This window comes from Nocardia fusca NBRC 14340 (assembly GCF_001618425.1).
Taxonomy (GTDB): Bacteria; Actinomycetota; Actinomycetes; order Mycobacteriales; family Mycobacteriaceae; genus Nocardia; species Nocardia fusca.
In genome coordinates, this window is the sequence record NZ_BDCU01000042.1 from 1 (window position 1) to 25,375 (window position 25,375).

The following is a 25,375-nucleotide window of genomic DNA, read 5'->3' on the forward strand; positions in this document are numbered from 1 at the left end:
CTAGGCCGCGTTTCATAAGCCCGATGGTGTGGGATGGAACCCGTTGTCCGGGTTGAGAAGTTGGTGATGTGGCGAGGTCTCCGGTAGTTGGTTGAACGACCAAGCACAACCGGAAACCAACCGGAGACCTCTTGAACAGCGTAACGGCAACCTGCCGTGCGGATCTGACCGATGCCCAGTGGGCGAAACTGAAACCGCTACTACCTGCTGGTATGAAGCCGGGTCGGCCCCCGCGGTGGTCGAAACGCCGGTTGATCGACGGGATCCGGTGGCGGATCCGGACCGGCAGCCCGTGGCGTGATATTCCGACGGTGTATGGGCCGTGGCAGACGGTGTACGGGTTGTTCCGCCGCTGGCAGCGTGACGGCACGTGGGAATCGATACTGACCGCGCTGCAAGCCCACGCCGACGCGGGCGGTGAGGTCGAGTGGACGGTGAGCGTGGACTCCACGATCGCCCGTGCGCACCAGCATGCGGCGGGTGCCCGCCGCGACTTCGCCGGTCAGGTCGAGCCGGCGGGTGGTTTCGACGACGAACCCGCTGACCACGGTCTGGGACGGTCGCGGGGTGGGTTCACCACGAAGCTGCATCTGGCCGCCGACCAGGGCCAGCGGCCGTTGGCGCTGGTGATCACACCTGGTCAGTGGGCCGATTGCCCGCAGTTCACGACGGTGCTCGGCGAAATACGGGTGCCGCGACTCGGGGTCGGTGGCACCCGGTCGCGACCGGATCGGGTCCTGGCCGACAAAGCCTATTCCTCGGCGGCCAACCGTGCTTACCTGCGGCAACGCGGGATCAAGGCAACCATCCCGATCAAGGCGGACCAGGCCGCGCATCGCGTGGCCAAAGGAAACGCTGGCGGCCGGCCGCCAGCGTTCGACCCGAACCTCTACAAACTGCGGCACGCCGTGGAATGCACGATCAGCCGCCTCAAACAGCACCGCGCAGTCGCCACCCGCTATGACAAACTCGCTGTCCGTTACCTGGCCACGGTCCGCGTCGCCGCAATCAACCTGTGGTTATCCGGCCACGGCTTATGAAACGCGGCCTAGCAGCTTGCCGCCCGGGCCGAGCGCCACCTCGGACAAGAAAGAGACCTCGATCGGCGGGGCGTCCAGCGGCCGATTGCCTTCTATATCCCATAACCGAACCGAATCGTCGTAGCCTCCGCTGGCCAGGATCTTGCCGTCTGGACTGAACGATACCGCCACCACCGAATCATTGTGGCCGACGAGCGGGTCGCCGTTACGCTGTTCACCTCCTATTTCCCACTGATCCCACAGCTGAACCGAACCGTTGTCGCTGCCGGTGGCCAAGGTTTCGCCGTCGGGGCCGAGCGCCAGTGACAACACCGATTCGTTGTGACCTGTGAGCGGGGCGTCCATCGGCCGGCGTCCGGCCAGACTCCACAGCCGAACCGAACCGTCGCCGCTACCGGTGGCCAAGGTTTCGCCGTCCCGGCTGAACACCATCGAGTTCACCGCATTGCTGTGACCGACGAGTGGTTCGCCGAGCGGCCGGTCGCCTTCCATATCCCACAACCAGATCGAACCATCGCCGCTGCCGACAGCCAGGATTTTTCCGTCCGGACTGAATACGACCGACAAGCCCATATCGTATGGGAACCTGACACCGGGGAACGGCGCGTCCAGCGGCCGGTTGCCTTCTACATCCCACAACCGAACCGCACCGCTAGTGCTGCGGGCGCTCTCGTCGTAGACGGTGCTGCTGCCGCTGGCCAAAGTCTTGCCGTCCGGGCTGAGCGTTACCGACTCCGCGAAATGGTCGCGACCGGCGAGCAGGTCTTCCACGAGCCGGCGGCCGGCCACATTCCACAACCGAACCGAACCGTCGCTACCGCTGCTGGTCAGGGTTTCACCGTCCGGGCTGAACGTGAGCGCCAACACCGAAACCATTCCCGGGGAACTGGCCTGGACGACGAGTGGGGCTCCCATAGGTCGCTGACCTTCCACCTCCCACAGTTGCACCGAGCCATCGTCGGTGGTACTGCCGACGGCGAGGATCGTGCCGCCCGGACTGAAGGCCAGCGACCTCACCGCCCCAGCGTGACCGGCGAGCGGCTCACCTATCAACTGGCGATCGGCCACGTCCCATAGCCGAACCGAACCGTCCTCGTTGCCGACGGCGAGAGTGCTTCCGTCCGGACTGAACGCCACCGAATTCACCGAACTACTGTGGCCGGTCAGCGGGTTGCCGAGCGGCCGGTTACCGGCCACGTCCCACAACTGAACCGAGCCATCGAAGCTGCCGCCGGCAAGAGTGGCGCCGTCCGGACTGAGTGCCACCGACTGAACCGCGCCTTGGGTGGTGAATCGTGCCGTGGCCGGGTTGTGGAGGGCGGCGAGCAGGGCATAGCGCGCTTCGTCGGTCGGCTCGATTCTCCATGCTGCCAGTGCCGATATCCGAGAGCCGAACGGATCCGAGGTGGCGCGGCGTTCACTGTCGGCGATCAGCTCACGCGCGACCGCTCTGTCGCGTTGTTCGATGGTGTTCTGATTGGCGCGGAACACAACGAGTGTCGCGGCGGTCAAGGCGACGACCAGGAACATCAACACCCCAGTGACGGCTCGCCGCCGGCGGACGCGGCGGCGCTGGGCACGAGTACTGGCAGCGAGGAACTGTATCTCGGTGGCACCGAGGGATGGGTAGCGTGCCGGATCAGCAGCCGTTTGGGCAGCGGAGGAGGTCGCGGTGTGCAGGACGCTGCCGGAGTACAGGTGCGCGGGGTCGCGGCAGCTACTTGCCCATTCTGCCGCGGCGATGCGTAGCCGCGCGATCACGGCCCGGTGGTCACGCGTTTCGGCCAGCCAGGTATCGCGCAACAACGGCCACGTGGTCAACAGCACTTCATGACTGATCTCGACGGTCCGTGCACCGATCGTGAGCAGGCGCTCTTCGGTGAACGCCACCAGAACCGCGTCGACGTCGCCGCTGTCCACCCCATCCCAGGCCAAATCGTCGAGACCTACACGGTCGGCGGTGTCCACGCCGTCCGGGCCGCTGACGACCAGCCGGAGGAAAACACGCCGCGCAGCGCGTCGCTGGGGTGCGGTGAGCGAACCGTAGGCCCGCTGGGCGCTTTCGGCGACCGCGTCCCCGAGACCACCGGCGCGTTCATAATCGGCGACGGTCACCGTATCGCCGCGCCGTAGCCGCCAGGTCCGATCCAGCGCATACGACAGCAGCGGCAGTACCCCGGCCGCCGACACAGTCGCCGGCCCCGAATCAGCGGCGTGGCCACGTGTTTCTCGCAATAGTTGTTCGGCGAGGTCGTCGTCGATGCGTGACCCGGCCTGTTTGGCCGGTTCGGTGATGGCCATTCGTAGTTGTCGCTCGGTCATCGCGGTCACCAGGTAGTGGTGCTGGAACGCGTCGCTCAATAGCTCGTAGTCGCCGCAGCGGAACTCGACATCCGCGCGCACCACCAGCACCACCAGCGTCACGGTGTCGGCGCGCCGAGTGGTCGCGGCTGCGTGCAACGCGGTGATGAACGCGCGGCGTTGCGATTCGTCCGGGCATTGGGTGAACAACTGCTCGAACTGATCCACCACCAGCAACAACCCACATCGGCCACCGCCGGGCGGCGTCGGCACGGTCTGTGCGGCCTGGGCGGCGATCACCGCGAACCCTGCCGGGTCGTTGCGGAGTTCACGGCGAGTCGTCGCGGCGTCCAGTCTCGCCACCTGGGCTATGGACAACGCGAGTTCGTCGAGTGGATCGTGCCCCGCTGTGAGTACCAGGCACGGCCAAGAGTAGGCCTCCGGCGTATTCAGCAACCCCTGCCCGCGGATGCGCGGCAGCACTCCCGCCCGCAGCAGCGACGACTTTCCCGCACCTGACACCCCGGACACCAGCAGAATGCCGGGCTGTTGCACCCGTTGTGAGAGCCGTTGCAGGAGGTCGTCGATCGCGGTGTCGCGGCCGAAGAAAAACGGCGCGTCACGCTCGGAGAACCAGCCCAGCCCCCGATACGGCGACTCGACCTCGCCCGCGACGCCGATCAAAGGGGCCGGCGCCACCCCATCGGTCCACGTCCCGTGATAGCTGTAGATGACCTGCGTGTTGTGATCACCGATCTGCACACCCCGCGCCGCGCGAGCATCCACCACCCGACCGCGATCGGATCCCTCGCTGGCCTCGTCCTCGATGCTGTCGCCGTGCACAGCGGAGCCCCGGTCTCAGCCGAAGGTGTTGTGCTGGGTGTTGTGGTCACCGACCTGCACACCGCGGGCATGCCTCAGATCGATCTTGCTCCGTGCGTGCTCGACCCGCTCGGTAGGCAGTCGCGCCAACAAGGTTTCCGCGGCTGCCTGTAGTTGCTGATCGCGCGCCGCACGCTCACCGAGCGTGGTTTCCAGTTCACCGATATTGCTACCCGGTGCTGCCTCGTTCGCCTCGAGCACCGTGATGGTTCCGGAATCGGCGTCGCCACTGAGACGATCACGCAATGCCGTATACGCGTCCCGCACCGCCATGGACGCGGCTTCGGTGCCCCCGGCGGCTGCTCCCGCGATCAACGCGGTGGTAATGACCGTCAACGGGTCCATGACCGCTCCCTCCCGCATATGTTGCCGCACAAGGTAACACAGCTGGAATCCCTCCGGCCTGAACCAGAACCGGCGACAGCCATCCGCCACCAAGGCCAGCGAGAGAAGAGATTCGAAGAATCACGGCAATCGGCCAGATCAAGACCGATTGGAACAGCATTGACGGTGGGTGAGCACATCTAGTAACGGCGTCAGTCATCGGCTCGAAACGACGATCAGAAACCTGTTCTTGCACACCGAGGAGTTCGTTGAACGCGCAGCGCACCAGCTCGGATGCCTGCCACCGGGTGCACTCCCCGTCTGCCGAGCTCCGCCCTGCTCCGTCGCGTCGCCGGGCGGATATCGGGTCCGTCTCCAGGACTGAAACACCCGGAATCCAGTGTCCCGTCACACGGGGCCGAAATGGATCACCGCGGTCGACCAGCCCCTCATGGTAGGCCTCCCACACCCTCACCGGAGCCTGAGCAGACCCTCAGGTGCCCTCGCCGACTCGCCACCCGGACCTATGGCGCAACACGAGCCAAGGCGCAAATGCCAGTCATGTTCACCGGCTCGGTGCTACAGGATTCTGCGAACCCGTCCGTTTCCGTCCGACTTCATCTCCACCGCCCACCCAGGAGCATCCGGAGGCTGACCCGCGACGGCCAGCATCGGCGCCGGCACCCGGGCCGGGGTCGGGACCCAATGGTGTTGTCGACGGTCACGACGCCGCCCGCATCCGACTGCACCGATTCGTGAGTGCCCGCCATGCCTACCTCCGCTGGTCAAAGCTGGAATAAAGCCTGGTCAGAACGGACGATACGGCCGAAGCACGCGGGATCAGGGCCGGACACGCGCACAGCTCTCGGCCGGAGCTCCCCGATCGAAGTCGCATGCGCCGGCCCGGGGATGGCCGGAACTGGCCGATGTCGACTTGCTGCGCACTCTCGTCGAAACCGAGCGTCACCGGCGGCGACTGGGTGCCGCCATGGTTGCTGCAGTAGCCGAGGCCAAGCGCCGTAGTCTCGCTGCCGGCACCGGCTATCGGGACACGGCGGAGCTATTGAGTGATCTGCTGCGGATCAGTACCTCCGAGGCGCGTCGGCGAATCGAATGCGCCGCTCCGCGGAGGCCGCGATCACGACGAAATCGTCGAATTCGGGCGTCGCTAGCAGGCTGAGCTCGGCTTCGAAGCCGCCGGTCCGCTGTCCGCGTCGTTTCCGTCCGTAGTGTTCGGGCTCGATGCCGACCGTCTATGCCATTGCCGCGCCGGGGGCGGACTTACCGACCACGAAACGGTCCCGCCGCAAACTTGTGCGGCATGGACATAATCAGTCCACTGAATGTGCAGTGCGCACAATCTTTTCAGAAGAGGCAATGGACTGATTGTTCGCCACTGGCCGTTTCAGTAGGGTTTTCCGTACCGGGCTCCAAATGTTGCCAGGTATCAGTGCAGACGATGGAGTAACTGCGGAGACAGGTGTTCGAATACTTCTGTTGCGCGGGATCTTTGTGGGTGCTGTGGAACTCTGGATGGGCACCGGTGTCGTGGTGGCCCAGCTGTCGGTAAGGGGTGCGAGATGTCCCGGCACGGCGAGGAGATTGCGGGCGTGGTCGACAAGATCGCGCGGGGACTGCCGGCCTTCGCTCCGGCCGGCTGGCGGCGGCTCGAGGCGTGGTTTGCAATGACCGTCGTGTGTCAGTCTGCCGTGCTGCTGGCCGATACGAGTGCGGGGCCGGTGCGGTGTGCCGTGCCGGAGACGGTGTGGGATGCGGTGCGGCGGCACCGGGTGGTCTCGGCCGAATCCGGCGACGGGCCGTGGTGGCGGTTGCTGGTGCGACTGGACGGGGAGGATGTCGAGACTTTCCGTGACGACGGTGCGGAACCGTTCCCCGGGGAGCAGCTGTTCGCCCCGGAAGCCTATCTCGCCGATCTGGAACAGTACCCGCGGCAGCGGCTGCCGGTGTGGCTGGCGGCCTACCTTCGGCGCGGCGCCGGACCGGCCCGCACACCGGAGCGAGCGGCGGCGGCCGTGGAGACGGACCGCGGCGGCGGTGTGCGCGCGGCCACGGTGGACGGCGAATTGCCCGACCTCGGGGTGCTGTGGGCGCGGTGGGTGGTGTTGTCCGCTGCCTTCGTGGCGACCCGGCTGGAGCTGGGGCCTCGGGTGGGGCCGTCGGTCGGTGTGTTCGAGGGAGCGGGGCGCAGCGGTTCGACACTGACTCTGCTTCCCCACGATCGGGCAGTGCTCTCGGGTGGTGTGTGGGAGGCGCCGATGCTCGATGCTGTCTACAATGCCGGCGCCGACATGCCGAATCTCTTCGCCGGCGCACCGAGATGGGTGGCCGACCCGGTACTCAATCCACGGGCCGCGACCGGGCTGCTGACATTCTGTCATTGGTGGCATGACGGGCGCTGGCATCGCGGAGAATCCGACCCCGTCCCGCAGTGCGCACCGGCGATTCCGGCGGTGTGGACGGTGGAGGCGGTGGCGGGGATCATCGGCAGCGTGGTCGGCGCCGGGGCCGGTACTGCCGGTGCCGAGGAGCTGGTCCTCGCCGCGCAAGCCAAGTCGGTGACCCGGGCCGTTGTCGAGCGGGCCTTCGGATCCGCGGACCGGTTCGATCTCGACGGCGCCCTGTTCCAGTTCACCGTAGCGGGGCTGGAGGCTACCGGTGGAAATGGGAATCCCCGGACCGAGTCGGAAGTACCGGGGGCGGAGGATGCGCGGGACGCTCGTCGAGGGGCAGAAAGTTCCGGGCCGGGAAAGGAACGCGCCGTCGCCGAGGTCGCGGGCGCGGCGATCTCGGCGGAGACCGCGATCGATTCGGTGTGGCAGCACATTCGACGGCAGGGCCACGATACGACCGGCTATCCGCTGTCGACGCTGCGGGCCGAGCGGGTCGGGACAGTGTGGGTTGTGCGGTCACCGGCGCCGGACGGTGACATCGCCTTGAACCGTGCGGTGTTCTATGTCGCCCCGGATGCCGTGGTGGAGCGTTCGACCTCGTCGGTGCCGTGGGCGGTATTCGCGGCGCGGGTCGAGGAACGATTCCGGCGGCGCCGGGCCGGTCGGGCGAATTCGGGGGTGTAGCGGTATGGCCGGCGAAATCGAACTGGATCCGAATCAACTGCTGCGGCAGTCTGCCCGGCTGGCCGAACTCGGCGAGCAGGTCGGCCGCGCCTGTGCCGACCTGCGCGATTCACTGGACCTCGCCCACGGGTGCTGGGGTGACGACTATATGGGCGACGCGTTCGCGGAGGGCTTCACCCCCAATGCCGATCAGTTGCTGGCCGGTCAGCAGGCGATGGCGGACGGCTTGCGCGATACCGCCGCGGCGATCCGCAGTGCCGCTGACCGATTCGCGATCGACGATCGGGACGCCGGTCGGCGCATAACGCACACGCCCGGTCCCGGCGACGAGACGCGTTTCGCGTCGGCTCGTGTTACCGAGCGTTCCGTGCCCCGGACGGTGACCGAGCCCCAGACGGCTCCGGACCGCCGCGTGAAGGCGGAATCGGCGACCCCGTCGCGGACGGAGCCTGATATGGGTGCCGCGCCACCGGGGACAGCGCCGACCGGGGTGTCGAATTCCCCCGCCGCTCAGGTGCCTCCCCGCAGTGACAGGCCGTCGGCTTCCGCTGACCGGGCCCCCGCTACCCGGGCCCCGGCTCAGGCCCGCGGAACCGGCCCTGTGGATGCGCCGAGTCCTGGCAACCCATCCCGCTCGGTATCGGCTCCCACGGCGCCCGGTCTCCCGGTGCCGGGGAACCCGGCGCCGACCGGACCGAACCGAGTCGATACCGGACCCCGTGCGGAGTCTGCCCGTCCGACTCGGCTCGGTTCCGGAGGAAGCCCCTGGAGCGGACGTTCGCCGAATATGCCGGGCCGGCAGCCGCCGGTCGGGGCGAATCCGCAAAATGGTTCGCCCCCACCGGGATCCCAGCCGCCGCGCCGTAACGGCCGCCGTCCCGCACCTGAGCGACCTACGGAGAACCTCGATCGTTCGCCCGTGCCGGCTTGGCTGGGACAGATGCTCGCGCGGTCGCACGGTGTCGAGGTCGCCGGGTTCGACCTGCCGGACCTGGCGGAGCAGCCGATGCGGGAGTTCGCCGCGGCCGTCGACCGAGTGCTGACGGACTATCCGATGATCGTTGTCGATCGCGTCGCAGTGGCCGAGCTGGGCGACGAGGCGGAGCCGGTGCAGTGGCGGCAGGAACGGCGAATATCGGCGACGATCCGGTCGATAATCCTCGACCGCCGCGCGGCACGCACACCGGGCGTCCCGGCCGGCGGGGGACCGGATGACACGGCCCCCGCCGCGATGGATGATCCGGCAGCAGGATCCGGTGGTGCGGGGATCTACGCGGAAACCGTTCGTGCTCTCGGTCCGGCGCTGGACAGCGCCGGTGGCGGCGCCGCCGGGGCAGGTGCGCGGCGGGCGCTGGTGGCCGACTACATGACAGCAGTCGCGGGCCAGTACACGACGCTGGCCGAGCTGGTGCGCGGATTTCGCCAGTGGCGTGCCGAATTGGCCGGCGCGACGGATGATTCGGGCCGATTCGACGTGCAGCGGGCCGTGCGTGCCGGATTCGCCGAGGTCGTACTGCGGGGTGGTGCGGCGAGTGCGCCGGCCCGGACGCTGCATACGCTGCTGGTAGACGCCGCACACCAGCGGGACTAGGTGGCGCGGGTGGTCGATTCGGAATTACTGAATCCCGTGGTCGCGTTGCGGGATGCGTTCGAGGGGCTACCGGATTTCGTGCGGTTGCCGATCGAGATGGTGGTGTTCGGGGGGATGCTGCCGAATACGGATATCTCGCAGATGCGGTGGATGGCCGAGGAACTGCGCACCGATGCCGCCGCGCTGGGAGAACATGCCGATGCCGTGAAAAGCATTCTCGCGCAGGAGCATTCCATCGGCAGGTTCGGTGACGGGTTCCGCGACGCGTTGGAACAGCAGCAGGACGGCGCGGGCATGCTGCGTGAGCAGGCCGTGGCGCTGGCCGATCAGGCCGATGCGGCCGCCAATGAGGCGGAGAAACATCTGTGCGTGATGTTCGTCTTCGCGATCGATCTTGCGGTGCGCCTGGTCGGGATGCTGATGGCGGCGTCGGCGTCCGGTCCGGCGGGGGTGGTGGCGGCGGCGCCCGCGGCGCAGGCCGGCCTGCTGGCCGGGCGGGCGCGGGTCACGGCCATGCGGGCGGCGTGGAAACAGGCGTATGAGCGCATCGCGGCAAATACCGCGGCGCGGATGCCGAAGGTAGGGCCGGGGCGGTTCGCGGTGGTGGGGGCAGTCCAGGCGGCGGGGTTGACCGCCGGGGTGGATGCCGGTGTGCAGGGGCTACAGGTGGCGGCCGGGCATCGCGATCCGCTCCTGATGGGCGCGGACGGTACCAACCCGACCGGCATCGACCTGAGGTCGATCGGATTGGCCGGCTTTGCCGGTGTGGCCGGTGCGGCGGGCGGTATGCTCGCGGCCCGGTACGCGCCCACGATATTTCCTGCGGTGGGCTCCAGCCCGATGCTGGCGGGTCTGGTGCACGGCACCGCGGGTGCGGTGTCCGGTCTGGGTGCCACGGCGCTCGTCGCCGGCTGGCCGGAGCATTACACAGATTTACTGGGCGCCCTGGTCAACGGCGGATTCTCCGGTGCGGTGTTTGCCCGCGCCGGGATGCCGCGACCGGGGGTCGTTCCGCAGACCGTGGACGGCAGCGGCGGTTTTGTTCATCCGGACGCCGGTGCGGCCTGGAACGCGGGGCCTTCGGTGGCGCGCGGGATCTCCCCGGAAGCCCGGGCCGAGTGGGCACGCGCGGAAGCGGCGTGGAGCTCCGGGGATCGGACCGGGGCGACGGTGCCGGATCGGGCGGTCTCGGCAGACGGCACGTCCGGTGCGCCCACAGCGTCCTCGGCTGCCGTGACCACGCCCGCGGCCGCGGATTCGGTTCCGGGAGGCGAGCCGGGACATGCCGAGAGAACCGAGTCGGCCGGTCGTTCCGATCCGTCTGCGGTGGACCGTCCCGAGTCCGCGACTGCTGCGGCTCAGCCGGCGGAATCGGTTCCTGGTGTGGTGGAGCGCGCGGAGCCGGTGTCCGTCGTGGGGCGCGCGGAACCGGTAGCTGCCCCCAGCCCATCCGGTCATGAGGCTGTGGCCGACCCGATGTGGGCGTCGCCGGACGTGCGGGGAACCGGACCGGGGGCGGTCGCCGCACACCCGAATCCAGCGGCGGTGGCAGCTGGTCCGGAGTCCGTCGCCGGTCGGGTCGAAACATCGGGCGCCGCGGCAGGTGCAGATGCTGCCAGGGCTGGAGGACGTCCCGAGACCACCGGTGCTCCGGGCCGTCCCGAGACGGTGATGCCGGCAGGCCGGGGCGACACGCCGGCACCCGACGGTGCTCAGCGCAATCCTGCGGGGGGCCGGATGCCGGGGGAGGCGCTCCGCACAGTGTCGGCGGCCGGCGAAACCGCACCAGCACCGAAGGTCATGGACACCGCCGCGAACCGTCCGCACGCCTCGACTGCTGCTGCCTTGACAGGTGCCGCAAGCGATCGCCCGGTGCCGCGGGGCGCGGCCAGCGGTGCCGAGGCCGGCCGGAACGGGATGGGCACCGAGGCCGGCCGGGTTCGCTCGTCCGACGACGGACACACCACCAGCGCACAGGCAGGCACCGACGGCGCCGGAAGCGAGCCTGCTACGGCGGGTGGGGAGAACACCTCTGGTGAGCGGGTGGATCCGGCCGCCGATTCGGGCGAAACCACCGGTGAGCCGGGTATTTCCGGTGACCGCGCGGTCCCGGGTGAGTCGGACACTTCCGGTGACCGTGCACCCGCCGGGGATACCGAGTCGGCGGGGGCATCCGGCGATCGAGTCCCGGACGGGCCGACGTCGCGCGAGCGCGCCGAGGAGATCCTGGCCGATTTCCATGCCCGCTCGGCCGAGCACCTGCCGGCGAATCTGCGCTTGTCCAACCTGTCCGACGAGGCGGTGGCCGCGGGGCTTTTCCATGGGAGTGAGCGGGATTCGCTGAGCGCGGGGATGGAGATTATACGGCGCCAGACGGTGAGCGAGCAGATCCCCGGCGGCATGGTGCTGCGGCCTACGCAGCTCGAGGGTGTGCTAGAGCTGGCGGCCGGCCGGCCGGTGGAGATGCTGCCGGGACAGGGCAAGACGCTGATGTTCATGCTGCACTCGATGCGGCAGGCGGTCAGCGAGGGATCGGTGCTGCTGGTGACGACCGCCGACGGGTTGGCGCATCGTGAGTTCACCGAGTACCGGCGGGTGCTCGAGCCCTTCGGTATCGACGTGCTGCGTGCCGATCAGGAGTCCGGGTTCGGACACAAGCCCGGTCGCCCCGCGATCGTGGTGGCCACTGGTGAGACGGTCGGGCATCTGTGCAATTCCGGTCAGGAGGCGCCGCCGCGCAGCGTGGTGATCGATGAAATGGACGCCGTCGTCGACCGCGGCGAGAAGACGTTCATCCGTTCGGAGAGCCAGTCGGAGGCGGCCGCGCAGCCGACTGCCCAGGAGGTGTTCGATGCCCATGATTTTCTGGCCGGCGCGCTGGCGAAGGGGCAGTTGTCATATGAAGATTTCGGCCTGAAACGCCTCGTCGAAGAAGTCGATATCGAACTGCCCGACGGAACCTTCGAGATCGGGGCCGACTACTGGTACGACGGGCAGGCGAGTCTCACCTCTGGCGGGGTGGAGAAGGTGCAGGCGCTACCGGGCGGGCAGCGCTGGCTACAGGACATGGGGCGTTCGCGGCTGGAGATGGCTGCCGCCGCCGAGTTCACCACCCGCAACAAGACCCACTATGTGATGGATCAGGGCAAGATCGTCATCATCGATCAGGGCGAACACGGCCTGCAGCGCAATCCGAAGACCTCGAGTGAAACCCGGTGGAGCGCCGAGGAGGGCAAGGCCGGTCTCGCCCAGGCCGTGGAGGCCAAGGAAATCCGCGCCGCCGAGGCGATCGGGATGAGCGCCGAACAGCACGGGATCGTACTCCGCGCCGACACCGACTCCGCCACAAGTATCACCGCCGCCGAGATCTACGGCACCGATCGCTTCTTCGACCACGTCACGGGCGCCTCGGGCACCCTCGCCGACCTCGGTGGCGTCCTGAAAACCGTCTACAACCTCGACACACCGCATCGGGTCGACCCCTACAACCCCGTACGGCTGGTCGAGGGCGCCCCCGAGGTGCACGAGAACACCCGGGCCAAACTCCACGCTCTCGCCGAATCCGCCCACGTCATGTGGGACGGCGGCCACGGCCGGTTCCAGGAAATCCTGTGCCACCGTAACGATCTGGTGGAAAAGCAGGTGAACGCACTGGTGCGGGCCGGTGTGCCGCGCGAGGCGATCGAAGCCGTCGACGCCACCCGGATCGCGAAATGGGGTGCGGATTGGGAAACTCGGCTGCAGAACGTTTTCGACGCCGCCGGTGCGCAGGGCAAGATCCTGGTGATCAACCGGCAGGGCCAGCGCGGCGTCGATATCTCCCCCTCCGACGAGGTACTGGCCCAAGGCGGCATGCATGTCTGGATGACCGAGGTCCCCGAACAGTCCTACATCTACGAGCAGGGCAAGAACCGTACCGCACGCAACGGCGCACCCGGCAGCGCGCAAGCATTCATGTCCCCACAGGACGGGATCATCCGCAACGCCGTGCACCTGAGCGGGGTCCGCGAAACCGTGGTGTCCTACGAACAGGCCGTCGGTGCACACCGGGCGGACCCGACCCCCGAAACACACCACGCCGTCGTCGAGTCCGCGGACGCGCTGGCCTCGCTCGTACCCGGGCTGCAGGACCGCGCGCACCATCAGCAGACCGCGCAGTTCCTGCTCCGCTACGCCCCCATCTCCGAGCCCGAGGCGCTCCTCGCGGCCGTCACACCGTGGCATCCGGACAACGCCGGCCTCGCCGGGTCCGACACTCCCGCCGACCGCGTGCGGAGGCTGGCCGGCCTGCTCGGTGTTCCACCGCCCGCACTTACCGCCGGAGCCACGGACGAAACGACCCGTAACGCCGAAACTCGTACCGCCGAAGCGGCTGATCCGCTTCGCGAACTCCTGCGCCGCGCCGCTGTCCCACCCGCAGCGGTCGAAGCTCTGCACCAGTCCATCGACGCCACCGCACCCGGCCGAGCCGTACGGTACGCGCTGCTCACCGACGAACAGGCCCTCGACCACCTCATCTCGCGCCGTGCACCGCTCGCCGCCGCCCTCGGCTGGGATGCCGCGGAGGTCGAAGGCGCCGAGGGGCTGCGCCAGGTCGGCGATGCCGCAACCGCCGCCCAGCGCGAACTGGCCCGGGCGCTGACGGCGGCGGCCGATCCCGGGCCTGCCTCCGAGCGCGGCCCCGGCCCCTCCTCCGACGTGTCTCCCGCACTCGCCGAGGTCAGCACCACCATGGCCCGCGACATCCTGGGCGAAGCCCTCATGGGTGAGGTATCCGGCGGTGCGGCGAACCGGCAGTACGGCTCGGAAACCGAAGCGGCAACCGGCGGCGCCGACCGAACCGCTCCCCACGCGGACGTCGTCGAAGCGGCCGCGCACTATCTCGCCACCACCGCCCTGCTCGACCTGGTCACCGAGATCCACCGCCGCAGCCCCAACAATTGCGTCGACAACGGCGTCACCGGTATGCGCGTGCTCTTTCCCGACAAGGCCGACCACTTCACCATGCCACCGGGCGGACTCGCATTGCGGGGACGCAACTGGGCCACCACCCGCCAATCGTTCCGCAACGGCGCACCGCAGGAGTCGCGTTCACTCGACGACGCCGTCGCCTCGCTGAAACAACGCCCTGGAGGCGCCCAGGTCCTGGTCTACCGGTGGAAGAACTCCGAGGGCCGCAGCCCCGATGCCGACAACCACCTCGTTGTACTGGTCAACGACAGCACCGACCCCGCCCGGCCGAAACTGAAAGTGGTCGACCTCGCCGCATCGCCGGACGGCGACTACACCAGCGATTTCGGCCCCGAGCACCTCGCCAACCGCCGCGCCTTGCTCAACCGGGCCATCCCCTTGGCCACCTGGCAGCGTGAGCAAGAGCGCTACCTCGGCAGGCTGTCCGCTGCCGACCGCCGCTTCTGGACCATAGACTTCGACGCGGCCGGTGAACTCGCCAGCGACCCCGGCACCGCAGCGATGACCGAGCGGCCGGAAGTGCGTCCGGAAACGGAGCGGGCAGTCGAGGAAGCGCCGGCGCCCGTGCCCGAGGCCGGGCCACCCCGGCAACCTGGACCGCGCATCGACGCTCTGAACTCCCGCCGCGGCGCAGAGCCCGTCGGTGTCGGTGCCCGTCCATCCGAGGACGCTGTTGTAGCCCCTGCCGAGCCCGCGGCAACCGCGCGGCGACCGCAGTCCGCGGCCGAGATCGAGGCCGATGCCGGTCAGCCGAACTGGCGGGTGCGACGCCTGCGGGACGAGCTCGAGCTGACGCGGTACCTGACCGAACGCGATGAGACCGGATCCACCGGAGCAATCGGAAGCACACTGCCCGAGCCAGGTGGGCGCGACGCCGGGTCACCCGGGTGGATCGGGAGCAGACCCGCCGATTCCGGTGCTCGTCCGGAGGAGTCGTCGAGTAGTGAGGCGCGAAGGTCGGGCGTGACGGCCGAAAACTTCCCGCTGCCCGGAAGACTGGACCAGAAAACCCGCCCGCACACCGCCGAGGCCGCCGCGGACCTCGACCGGCTCGCCGAATTCGCCCAGGACCAGGCCGACTGGGCCAACACCGTGGTCGCAGATCTTCGTGGGCTCGACCGTCCTCCCGGCCCTGCCGATTGGGAGCAGGAGTTCTGGAAGATCACCGACCAGCGCACCATGACAACTGCTTCGGAGGCCGGGCCGGGCGCTTTGTCCGAAGCGATCGACCGGCCCCGCCGTACCAGACTCGGCGACATTCCCCGCTATGGTGAAGGCCCGATATGGATTCCGGGAAGACAGACGCCGGTGGGATTGCCGACTTGGGCCCGGGAAACCTTTGCCGCCGCTGGTGCACGGGCCCGGCGGCGATTCACCGCCGAGGGCGTCACCGGAGACATCCTCGAAACCCGCATTCGCCTCACCGACGGCACGACCGCCCTCGGACGAAGGCTCATCCGTGGCGAAACCGCCGAAAACCTCGCACAGGAAATCCGGCAGCGCCGCGCCGAACGGACGGGGAAACTCCCCTTCGCGGGACCGGCCTTGGCTCCTGGCCAGGTGTTCTCCGAAACGTCCTCTCAGGAAGAACGCACGCGAATCCTCGACGACGCATTCGCCCAGCTCGCCGCGCCCGGCGAATTCACCACAGCCACCTGGGCCGAGATCGCCTACAAACTGTTCCACGCACCACAGCGAAAATCCGGCTCCGACGCGGTCATCCGGTCCTTCATGGCCGCTGTCGGCGTCCACCACCTCGGCCGGGTCCCCGAATTCCCTCACGATATCGATCTACTCGCCATGGTTACGAGCCAGGACGAGTTCATCGCCCTCATCCTCGAACACGGCAACATCACCGGCGAGATAGGCAGCCCGAGCACCGGACCGGCCGGCGATGCCGTTGCGCCCGGCGGCACGATCGGGCGGAGACCGGGCGATGATGCCGCGGGTGGAGCGGATGCCGGACCTGGGTGGGTGGCGGTCGAGAGCCTGCGCCGCGATGTGTTCGCGGGGCATACCACGATTGCCGATATCGGTGTCGCTCTGCAAGCGGAGTTGCGGGCGTTGCCCGGCGGCGCGGACCACAGCGTGCGCGGGTTCGATTTGGCCGATGCGGATGTGGATATCGGCGAGTTGCGGGTGTATGCGCAGGCGGTGCTGGATATCTGCACAGTCTTCCCCGGGCATACGAAGCGCTCGATCGTGCTCGGTCGACACTATTTCCCGCGACACATCAGGACGTACGACTCTTCTTATCCCGCAGAGCGGCAGCGGCAGATCGTCCTGGATCTCCGGACCGGTCGATCGAGAGGCCAACCCGAGCCTTTCCCCATGGAGATCTCCCCGGTGGGCGAGCGCCGCGGTGATTCCGCGGAGCGCGCGAGGTATCGGTGGGCCGTGCGTGATCTGGTGCCCCATCTCGGTATTCCGGGTTGGGAGTACGCCGGCCAGTTGGTGCTGCCGACGCTGATGGAATTCTTCGAGCAGGACTTCGCGGCGGCTGCGCGGCCGGTCGAGAGACAGCGCGGTCCGCATTGGGACGCATTCTATGATTGGCAGGTCCTGCAGGGTCTCGGCAGGGGCGACTTGATGCACGCGCTCGGCCGGGAGTACACAGTGGCCGTCGGGGTGGCTGCGGCATTCGCCGAGGGCCGTGCCATGGCGTACAGCCCCGCTGGGCGGCTGTACGAACTACTGGCAGCTCAGGACGGGATCGAGAAGCGTCCGATCACCGGGGACGCACCGATCGGTGAGCTGCGGGAAGCGACGAATGCCGAGAAGCTCGGGGTGCCGCCGGATCTGGTGGATGAATTCTCCGTCATCGGCGCCGATGCGGACCTCGGTGATCCGGATACCGTCGCGCGGGTCAACCAGGCAGTGGGGGATACGTTACAGAGACTCCTGCGTGGCTTCCCGGGACACGAGAACATCAAAGTTTCCGGTTTCGATTCGCCGCGTCTCGACACCGACGTGGTGAAAGAAGTAGCCAGGGGAATGGGCTGGCTGATGCGGACGTATCCGAATACCGATATTCGCGAGGTCGGTTTCGGTGACCTCAGCTATGAGGACGCCCAAGCAGGTACCCTGCCGGGGTACGGTGCCGTTCGGTGCTACACCGAGTCGATCGTTTTCGACACCACATGGGCTGCGAGCGCTGGCGAAGTTCGCAAGGAGGCCCGGCGCACGGTCGCCACAGGTTTGCATCCCGAGAGTTTCCTGTTGCGGCCGGTTCTCGCCTATACCGCCCACGAATACATGCACGCTCTCGGCGTGGCGGGCAGCAACGACGGCGAAGTGGCCGCCCTCGAAGCCCTGGCCGATCTGTACCTCGCAGAGGAGCTCGGCGAACCGACGCCGGCCGGCTGGCTGGCCTGGCTGCGCACCACGATCCCCGCCTACGGCTTCGACGCGGCCGGTCGATTCATAGCCGAAGAATCGGTGGCCAACGGCGGGGCCGACGTAGCCGTCCGCCGCTATGTGCTCGGGCCGCACGCCGAGGTCCGAGCGTCGAGCCTGGTCCAGCACGATCTCCTCGTCGAGGCCGCGGCCCGCAACGCGCAGCACGGCCGGTGGGAGTCGATGCTGGACGCACACAGGTTCCGGCGCAACGAGTCCCTCCTGCAGCGCTATCGGGAAGCCGGCACAATGCTCGATGTCGCCGGTCAGGTGTTCGATGCCGCCAGGACACGGGTGCTCGGTGCGATGGATACCTCCGGTGGTTACGTGTATTCCGATCGGCCGGAACGGTCGCATCCCTCGGATGCAGGTAACGAGGACGGCTCCCGGTCCGAGGAGTCGCGGGGAAATATGGGCGACGGCCTCATCGGCAGGCGTCCCTCGGTCGTACCCCCCGCGCAGCGGTACGGGCCGGGGATCTCCGATGAATGGTCGGAGCTGATCGACGCGGGGACCTCGCGGCTGGGGCGCAACCGTGCGATCGGTGCCCGGTTGCAGTCGGTTCTGCGTGCTCTCCCCGGTCATGGCGATGTGGTTGTGAAGTTCGACGATGCCCGGTTGACACCGGAGGTGCTTGCGGAGTTCGCGCGGGCGTGGGTGACGCTGTTCAGCAGATACCCGGACGTGGATGTTCCGGTCATCGAGCCGTCTGTTCTGTGGGAAGGTGAGGCGGTGTCGGCGTTCGCCTCCGATGATCAGCGGCGTACGCGGGTGGCCGGTTCGTCGGCAGAACAGGAACCGCCGCAAGTGCTGGCGCTGTACGTGAATCGCCGGTTCTTCCTGAAACCGGACGTTTTCCGGTCGGAATCGGCCAGGGCCGGCACACCGGATGATCCGTACGACGACTACTTCCTGGAACACGTGCACCGAGCCGTGGCGGCGGGCGAGCTGCCGGCGATGGTGCCGGATCGGCCGGCCTACGCGGTCGCCGTGCTGGCATTCGCCGCAGCGCTGGATATTTCGCGTGGCCGGGCGGCCCATCCGGCCGTGGACGAGTTGTCGCGCGAGGCATTCGCCGGTACGGGTCGCCCACAGCACGGGCCGGAGTTCCGGCGGTGGCAGCTCGAGATGCTCCCGGACGCGGTCGAATGGTCCACGGGTGTGCTGGACAAGTCGAAGGCGCTGGCGCTCGGGCTACTGAGTACGGAGTTGCCTGGTCAGGAGGAAGAACTGCTGACGGGGTTGGCCGGACTGCTGGATGCGCACGACGGGTCGGCGCCGCGCAGCGTGGCCGCAACCGATACCCGTTCCGTGCCTTTGCCTGAACCCGGGAACGCGGCATTGATGCCCACCACGGTGATCGATGACGAGTGGGCGGCCCTGTCGACCGGGTACGACATCGCGACCCATCTGCGCAATGTGCTGTATGCCGAAACGGGACGGCATTTCGAGGTGACCGGGTTCGATTCGGAACTGGACCTGGACGTGTTGCGGGAATACGCGCGGACGGCTTTCGAGTTCCGTGACGATCTGGCGGCCTACAATGTCCCCGAAATTGCCATCATCGACACCGATAAGGCCAACGGCACTCGGTCATTGGGGTACGCCGAACTGGCCTACGACGAAGATGCGACACCGCGGCGATATGAATACGAGCGCCCCGGCGAGCGTGCGGTCCGGCTCGTCCACGCCCGGCGATTGGTACTGGATCGCAACTATGCCATGAACGCCGAGAATTTCTGGCGCGCCAAGACCATTGTGGCGGACAACGGCTATCACCCCGATAGTGGCCGGCATCGTCCCGTGCGAGCGGTAGTGTTGCATGAGTTAGGGCACGCAGCCGACTACGCGGGGCACGGGGTGGCTCGCACGCTGATCGCAAATGCCCTGCTGGGCCATTACATCGCCAAACGCCTTGGCCCGGCCACGGTAGCCGGCTACGAGAAGTGGCTGAAGAGCCGGCTCTGCGGATACAGCTTCCACGCCGACGGGCGGTTGAACACGGGTGAAGCGATTGCCTCAGCGTTCTCCGACGTCCGGTCGCAGGGCTACGACAACGTCGGGGACGCGGTGCGGATCATCTACGACTTGACAGTCAAGGCTGCCGATAATTCACCGGCCGGGCGGGCGCGTCGATCCCTCGACCGCCGGCGATTCGGTGCCGTGCGGTATCACCGCCGAGCCGACGGCACGATCACCCGGCGGACATCCCGGTCCTCTATACCTCTGGTCGACGGCACTGATCCGCACGGAAAAGGCGATACGATCCAGACTTCGGGAACCAGGGGCGATGGGTCGACCGGATTGATCGGGAACAGGACCTTCGAGCCCGACACCCACTCGGCGGGGTCGGCGCCAGGTGATGGCCCGCGGCCGACACCGTGGACGCTCAGGCGACCCGGTTCCAGTGATTCCCCGCGCGGAAACGACACCACAACGCCGGGTCGGCGACGCTGACCGGCCTGCTGGTACCGCGCATCGAAACACCTTTTGAAATGCGGAAACAGTGTGGCAGATGGTGTGCCCTCGGCAGGACACGCAAAACCATGGGCCGGGCATATCCGCGAGGTGGTGCGCCCGGCTCGACGGGTCAAGAGAAGGCGGTCACGATCGTCTCGCCGTACGCGGCGATCGAGTCGAGACACTGGGAGACGCCGGCCAGCGACGGCCGCACGACGAATCGGGTGGCCCCGGCCTCGGCGGCTGGGCCCCGGCGCGGTGATGCACGCGATCGCCGACCACGTCGTCGACACCTACCTGGAGGTGGCGATATCGGTGGAGCGCGACGCGGAGGCGATGGAGGAAGAGGTGTTCACCCCGCGCTCGCGGATGCGGGTGACCTGACCAGCTGGCTGATATCGGCGCTGCCCGCGGTGCGGCACCGCGGGCAGCGGTTCGGCGGTGTCGCGCTCCGTGGCCGCGCCTACCCACCCAGCCGCATCCTGGGCGCCTCTCGTTAGAGGAGGACCTTGGTGGTATACCCGCCGGAAACATCCAGCCCCCATTGACGCTGCGCTGAGGATGTTGGTGGCCTGGGCCGAGCGTCCCTGGCCTGACGCTCGCAGCTCTTACCGGATCGACCGGACATCATGCTGCGGTAGGTCCGGGTGGCGCGTGCGATCGGAGCCATCGCCGGTATTTCTGCCGGGTGTGCTCTTCGCGGAGATGGATTCCAGTGAGCGTATCGGCGATCGGCGATGAGTTCCCCGGCCCGGTGCCTGTGGTCGATCCGTGGGATCCCGTACGGGTCGATATGTTGCGGCACGATCCTAGCTATCGAGGATCATTGCCAGGACAGGCCGTCCTTGTCTGCCATTCGGGCTAAGTTCGATGGACCCGGACGTTCGTGGCTCCGTTGGAGTGGAACCACTCCTGCAGGTCGGGTCCGTCCAGCACTATCGGCGCGCTCTCGCCTATATCTACGGGGCCTATGACCAGGCCCTCGGCTTCCTCGACGTGAGCGCCGTGGATCCGTGCGCGGGACAGTCTGGTGCGTTCGAATGTGCAACCGCTGAAGTTCGCTCTGCGAAGGTCTGCCCCTGAAAACGTGACTCGCTGTAGCCGGGCTCCGTGGAAATTCGCGCCCGCCAATTCGGCGACCGAAAAGTCGGCGCGCTGCAGGTCCGCACCGCGGAAAACTGCCTGCTGGGCGTGGCAGCCGCGTCCTTGGACCTTGCGGAGGTCTGCGCGACTGAGGTCCGCCCGGCTGATGTCGGCGGCTGTCAGCCATGCTGTATACAGGTCGGATCCGACCAGTTTCACATCGGTCAGGATCGCTTCGCTGAGTTCCGCCCCGAGCAGATCCAGGCCGGACAGGTCCGCTCCGGTGAAATCGAGCCCGGATCCACTGAGCAGCGTCGATGGGCTGCTCTCGGTCGCGGGGTCGGCAGGCAGGGCTGAGAGATAGTCGGCCAGGGCTCGGTGAGCCATTGGGCTCACGGGCCAGTTGCGGACCTCCGCAACGGTGCGGCCGTTTGTGGTCGCCATTTCTACCAGAGCACCTTTCCTTGCCATTCGGGATGGCTTTCCACAAGCTGCCTGAGATGAGCTTTCCGGGACTCGGTCATGCCACTTTGGTCGACCATTACACCTTCTCCGTCCGCAAGCGAGTCCTCGATCATTTCGACAAACTCCTCGTCGGTTTGTGGATTGGGTATCGGCTTACCCGCGACATCGGCCGGCCGATAATCGGGAATGACATCCGGCGAGCTCTTGACATCCCAGTGCAGGCCCGTCTCCTTGTCGACGAACTCGCCGGTGTCCTCTCCGTTGGGACCTGGTTGTGCTCGCTCGAGCGGCCCGACTCTACCCGCATTCTCATTGGTCAAGCCAACCTCTGCCTCGCGCCTCGACTGTGGACTGACCTTCCCGTTCTTCGCCGGATCCTGCGCAAGTTCCTCCACACGTTTCGCATACTCGGGTGTACCTGGGGTGTTGCCCGGATTCGCGGGACCGGTCGCATCATCATCGGTGGCTATGTGGACGGCCATGGCGGCGATGGAGGCGAGGGCGGCGTTGATGCCGTTCGTGGTGAGGTCGGGGATGGCAGTGAAGGCGCCGGAGGCGGTTCCGGCGGCGACTACGGCGCCGAAGATGATGAGTAGGCGGCTGATCGACACGGCATTCTTGATGATGCCGGCGGCGGTGGCGACGATTTCGACGGTGACCGCAGCACCGCCGCCGGCTGCGGCGGGGGCGGCGAGTCCGGCGCTGAGGGCGGCGGCTACCGCGACGATGCCGACGGTGATGACGACCGCGACGGCGAGCTCCTGGGTGGCCTGGGCGACCGCGGCCTCGATGTCGTCGCGCATCTCCCGGAGGGCGTCACGATGATCGCCGACGGGGTGACGAGTGCTTTGGAAGCTTGGGCCAGCTGTTCGGCGGCCTGGGTCAAGGTGATGAGTTTGGCTTCGATCGCCGCGATGTTGGGGTCGGTGTTGCCGGTGAAGGTAGCGTTGACGCCTTTGATCCGGTCGGCGGCGCCGGTGATGGTGGTGTGCTCGGCGAATGTTTTCCAGGCGTCTGCGGCTTTGCCGAGTCTGGTGACATCGCCGTTGGGGATTCGGCCGACCTCCTTCAGTAGCCCGGCGACCGCGCCTTCGTCGAGGCCGGGACCGTTGTCGCCTTTGGCGTTGCCCGGTAGTTCCATGCCGGAGTCGTAGAGGGGTTCGGAGGCGGTGGGGCGTTCGGGTTCGGGGCCGCTGGCTGTGGCGCGGTTGGCATGCCACCAGTTGTAGCCGTTGGCAGCCAGGACATCACCGAACGCTGCAGGGCGTTGGCCAGGGTCGCGGCGAGGGTGACGATATCGGTGGCGTGCTTGTTGTAGGCGGTGGTCCAGGCTTCGGAGTCCTTGTGGTCGCCGGCCATGCCCCCGCACTCGTGCAGCAGAGTGCTGTGCAGGGGCCCCAATGCTAGGCAGAGGTCGCCGGCCAATAGGCGGCATTTGTCCGCGGCGGCGTAGTACACGCCGGAGTCGATGACCCAGGTCATGGGTTATGCACCGTCCAGCATCTTCCGGTTCACCTCGGCTGCGGTGGTGTATCGGGTGTGTGCGGTGCGGGCGGCGTCGCTGATATCGGCCAGGCCGGTGGCGAATTCGCGGGCCCCGGTCGACCACACGCGGTGGGCGTCGCGGTAGGCGTTGGCGGCAAGGGTTTCCCAGGCTCCGTCGAGGGTGGCGACCTTGTCGTCGATGAGGTCGAGTTGTTCGGTGAGGTAGCCGGCCAGACTCGACAGGCGGGAGACGAGGTTGTCGAGTCGTTCGATATCGACGGCGAATTCGGAGTTCATAGGTTCAAGCTCGGGAACTGCTGGGAGTCGCCACGCCACCCGTCGGCGAGCAACGCATCGACGTCTGTGCCTGCCGAATCCAGGCCGGACCGGAGATTCCGGGCGATATCGGCAACGAACTGTCCCACCGTCCGAACCTCTTCCGGTACAACAGTGACATCACCGGCAGGGTTTGGACTTCCCCCTGGATCGACCATGACTGCGAGATTATCAGGGAGCGCCTGACCCAGCTACCGGCTCGCGCGCACATCGATCCGCACCGAGCCTTTCAGCCACCCGGGACGAGCGGTAGCTCGGGTTTGCCCACTCGGACCGTTCGCATCCCGCGGAGTCGCAATCCTCCCGAGCTTCATTGCTCAACTTCACCGCGCGCGATGAGGTGATCGGATCTACTCGTAGGCGTTGCCAGACCGCCGGCCCAAGGCGGGACCGGCCGAAGAAAGTTCCGGTAGCTTTCCAAGCTTCATAGACGATGATTCCTGGATGTCGGCGAATACTCGACGAGGCGAGATTCAATGGAAGGAACCTCCTTCACGGGGCGGCTGACCCGGGGTCGGTTGTCGTGGCACCAGCAGTTCATGCCCGGACCGGAATTAGGTCGATATTCGCTTCACAGGAACAACAACGAAACCGTGTAGTCTGGCCGCATGCACACCGAACCCCGGTGCAGCTGCCGCGATTCCAGTGTTCTGATCCCCCTCCGGACACTCTCGTAATGTGCTGAACTGCGATTATGCAGTATCGCAATGTTTCACTCTTGATATTTTCGCAGGTCGGGGCATTGTGCGAGGGGCTCTTGTCCTCTCCGGACACATTTTCGCGGCATTTCTGCCCGAGGGCCGTGTCCATGCCTCGACCCGACCACGCACCTCGCGGGCCGCGAGCATGTCTCTGCCGCCAGTACGGTTCTGTCCGCTTCATCGCGGTCGGGAGCAACGTCCACGCACCGCGATCGGAGCACGTATCGGCCTTGCGAGGGCCAGGATGCGAAGTTCGCTGCAGCTCGCCGGTTCAGTCTGCGCCGTGGCAGCGATCGGGGCTGCCGCTGCTCAGATCAAATCGAGGTAGTCTCGCAGCGCCGCGTTGGGATTGTCGGGGCGATAGGCGATCCCGACGGTCAGATACTTCGGGGGCCCGTCGAGCTGACAGAGATGGACGCCGGGAACGCGAAAGGTGTTCGCGCGTCCAGCGGGCATGGGGGCGATCCCCACTCCCGCTCCCACCGCGTGCAGGACCTGTTCGTCGTCGGCTTCACTGCGTACCACGCGCGGTGCAGTGTCGGGCCACATCTGTTCGACGATGCAGTCGTACATGCCGGGTCCGTTGGAGCGCGGCCAGAACACGACCGGCTCGTCGACCAGTTGCTCCGGTCGAATCCGGTCCAGGGTCGTGAACGGGTGGTTCGCCGGAACGGCCAGCAGCAGTTGTTCGCGGTCCATCACCTCAACGGTCATATCGGGTTCGTCGACGGGAGGCCGCACAACGGCGATGTCCACCACGCCCTCCCGCACCAACTCCAGATTCCGTTTCGTGAAACCTCGATGTTCCTCGATCGCGACGTCGGGGAACCGCGTGCGGAACGCGTCGAGGGTGTTGGCGATGGCGCCGCCCGCCCAGGACCGGGTATGCGCGAATCGCAGTGTCGCGCTCCCGCTGGCGGCGGCCTGGATCCGCATCAGTGCCCGGTCCGCGGCAACGAGCAGGAATCGCGCCTCGCGAACGGCGACTACGCCCGCATCCGTGAGTCCGATCCGCGGGCCGTTCCGGTCGATCAACGTCACCCCTACCTCGCGTTCGAGCACTTTGATCTGCTGGCTCAGCGCGGACTGGGCGACGTGCAGTGCCGCGGCGGCCCGCGTGAAGCTGGAGTGCTCTGCCACCGCGACGAGATAGCGGGCGCGTTGGAGGTTCATCCAGCCATTATAAAGAAAAGTGATCGCCGATCGAGAATCTGTCTTGGACGCGACGATGAGGTCGGAGGAAGC

13 protein-coding genes and 2 pseudogenes are annotated in these 25,375 nt (G+C 67.3%); 5 read left to right on the forward strand and 10 right to left on the reverse strand.

Going from position 1 to position 25,375, the window contains the following annotated elements; translation table 11 throughout:
• Nucleotides 1–131: 131 nt before the first annotated feature.
• Entirely contained in the window at nt 132–1,040 is a 909-nt protein-coding gene (locus NF4_RS26855) for an IS5 family transposase (protein ID WP_063130182.1), read from the forward strand.
• On the opposite strand, the gene NF4_RS40310 is transcribed toward NF4_RS26855, so the two are convergent.
• The 3 genes and pseudogenes from NF4_RS40310 to NF4_RS26865 form a co-directional block, all read right to left on the reverse strand.
• Nucleotides 1,035–2,570 carry a WD40 repeat domain-containing protein gene (locus NF4_RS40310; RefSeq protein ID WP_439956775.1) on the reverse strand — a complete coding sequence of 512 codons (1,536 nt, stop codon included), beginning with the start codon at nt 2,568–2,570 and terminating at the stop codon, nt 1,035–1,037. The two genes, NF4_RS26855 and NF4_RS40310, sit on opposite strands and share 6 nt — an antisense overlap.
• A gap of 186 nt (nt 2,571–2,756) precedes the next feature.
• A pseudogene (locus NF4_RS40315) lies at nt 2,757–4,184 on the reverse strand (ATP-binding protein); the annotation flags it as partial.
• A 15-nt stretch (nt 4,185–4,199) separates the two neighbouring features.
• Nucleotides 4,200–4,568 (reverse strand): Het-E N-terminal domain-containing protein, encoded by a 369-nt coding sequence (locus tag NF4_RS26865; RefSeq protein WP_063814728.1) that lies wholly within the window; start codon nt 4,566–4,568, stop codon nt 4,200–4,202.
• A 1,559-nt stretch (nt 4,569–6,127) separates the two neighbouring features.
• Between NF4_RS26865 and NF4_RS26870 the strand changes: the two genes are divergently transcribed.
• Nucleotides 6,128–7,642 (forward strand): hypothetical protein, encoded by a 1,515-nt coding sequence (locus NF4_RS26870; RefSeq protein WP_063130185.1) that lies wholly within the window; start codon nt 6,128–6,130, stop codon nt 7,640–7,642.
• Between the two features lie 109 nt (nt 7,643–7,751).
• On the opposite strand, the gene NF4_RS36925 is transcribed toward NF4_RS26870, so the two are convergent.
• Nucleotides 7,752–7,952, reverse strand: a complete 201-nt coding sequence (locus NF4_RS36925) for a hypothetical protein (RefSeq protein ID WP_084533487.1) — start codon at nt 7,950–7,952, stop codon at nt 7,752–7,754.
• A gap of 609 nt (nt 7,953–8,561) precedes the next feature.
• On the opposite strand from NF4_RS36925, the gene NF4_RS38100 reads away from it, so the two are divergent.
• The 3 genes and pseudogenes from NF4_RS38100 to NF4_RS39495 form a co-directional block, all read left to right on the forward strand.
• Nucleotides 8,562–9,233 (forward strand): hypothetical protein, encoded by a 672-nt coding sequence (locus tag NF4_RS38100; protein WP_157120610.1) that lies wholly within the window; start codon nt 8,562–8,564, stop codon nt 9,231–9,233.
• Between the two features lie 9 nt (nt 9,234–9,242).
• Nucleotides 9,243–20,057: a hypothetical protein gene (locus NF4_RS26880; RefSeq protein WP_157120611.1), complete on the forward strand. Its 10,815-nt coding sequence runs from the start codon at nt 9,243–9,245 to the stop codon at nt 20,055–20,057.
• Nucleotides 20,058–20,303: 246 nt separating this feature from the next.
• Nucleotides 20,304–20,438: pseudogene (locus NF4_RS39495) on the forward strand (magnesium transporter); the annotation flags it as partial.
• Nucleotides 20,439–20,921: 483 nt separating this feature from the next.
• On the opposite strand, the gene NF4_RS26885 reads toward NF4_RS39495, so the two are convergent.
• The 6 genes from NF4_RS26885 to NF4_RS26905 form a co-directional block, all read right to left on the reverse strand.
• Nucleotides 20,922–21,587: a pentapeptide repeat-containing protein gene (locus NF4_RS26885; RefSeq protein ID WP_063130188.1), complete on the reverse strand. Its 666-nt coding sequence runs from the start codon at nt 21,585–21,587 to the stop codon at nt 20,922–20,924.
• A 2-nt stretch (nt 21,588–21,589) separates the two neighbouring features.
• Nucleotides 21,590–22,411, reverse strand: a complete 822-nt coding sequence (locus NF4_RS39855; protein ID WP_063130189.1) for a hypothetical protein — start codon at nt 22,409–22,411, stop codon at nt 21,590–21,592.
• A complete protein-coding gene (locus tag NF4_RS38820) occupies nt 22,324–22,749 on the reverse strand; it encodes a hypothetical protein (RefSeq protein ID WP_063130190.1) in 426 nt (141 codons plus the stop codon). Before NF4_RS38820 ends, NF4_RS39855 begins: the two co-directional genes overlap by 88 nt.
• Before the next feature lie 344 nt (nt 22,750–23,093).
• Nucleotides 23,094–23,390, reverse strand: a complete 297-nt coding sequence (locus tag NF4_RS26900; RefSeq protein ID WP_063130191.1) for a WXG100 family type VII secretion target — start codon at nt 23,388–23,390, stop codon at nt 23,094–23,096.
• Complete coding sequence (locus NF4_RS39860) at nt 23,387–23,518, reverse strand: hypothetical protein (protein WP_269749661.1); 132 nt, start codon at nt 23,516–23,518, stop codon at nt 23,387–23,389. The genes NF4_RS26900 and NF4_RS39860 overlap by 4 nt, the downstream gene beginning before the upstream one ends.
• 921 nt (nt 23,519–24,439) lie before the next feature.
• Nucleotides 24,440–25,303, reverse strand: a complete 864-nt coding sequence (locus NF4_RS26905) for a LysR family transcriptional regulator (RefSeq protein WP_063130192.1) — start codon at nt 25,301–25,303, stop codon at nt 24,440–24,442.
• Nucleotides 25,304–25,375 lie beyond the last annotated feature (72 nt).

What these genes read in the sequence shown, in the direction of transcription:
- NF4_RS40310 (WP_439956775.1), bottom strand. Translation starts at nt 2,570, where the DNA reads ATGTTCCTGGTCGTCGCCTTGACCGCCGCGACACTCGTTGTGTTCCGC.
- NF4_RS26865 (WP_063814728.1), bottom strand. Translation starts at nt 4,568, where the DNA reads ATGGACCCGTTGACGGTCATTACCACCGCGTTGATCGCGGGAGCAGCC.
- NF4_RS26870 (WP_063130185.1), top strand. Translation starts at nt 6,128, where the DNA reads ATGTCCCGGCACGGCGAGGAGATTGCGGGCGTGGTCGACAAGATCGCG.
- NF4_RS26885 (WP_063130188.1), bottom strand. Translation starts at nt 21,587, where the DNA reads ATGGCGACCACAAACGGCCGCACCGTTGCGGAGGTCCGCAACTGGCCC.
- NF4_RS39855 (WP_063130189.1), bottom strand. Translation starts at nt 22,411, where the DNA reads ATGCGCGACGACATCGAGGCCGCGGTCGCCCAGGCCACCCAGGAGCTC.
- NF4_RS38820 (WP_063130190.1), bottom strand. Translation starts at nt 22,749, where the DNA reads ATGGAACTACCGGGCAACGCCAAAGGCGACAACGGTCCCGGCCTCGAC.
- NF4_RS26900 (WP_063130191.1), bottom strand. Translation starts at nt 23,390, where the DNA reads ATGAACTCCGAATTCGCCGTCGATATCGAACGACTCGACAACCTCGTC.
- NF4_RS26905 (WP_063130192.1), bottom strand. Translation starts at nt 25,303, where the DNA reads ATGAACCTCCAACGCGCCCGCTATCTCGTCGCGGTGGCAGAGCACTCC.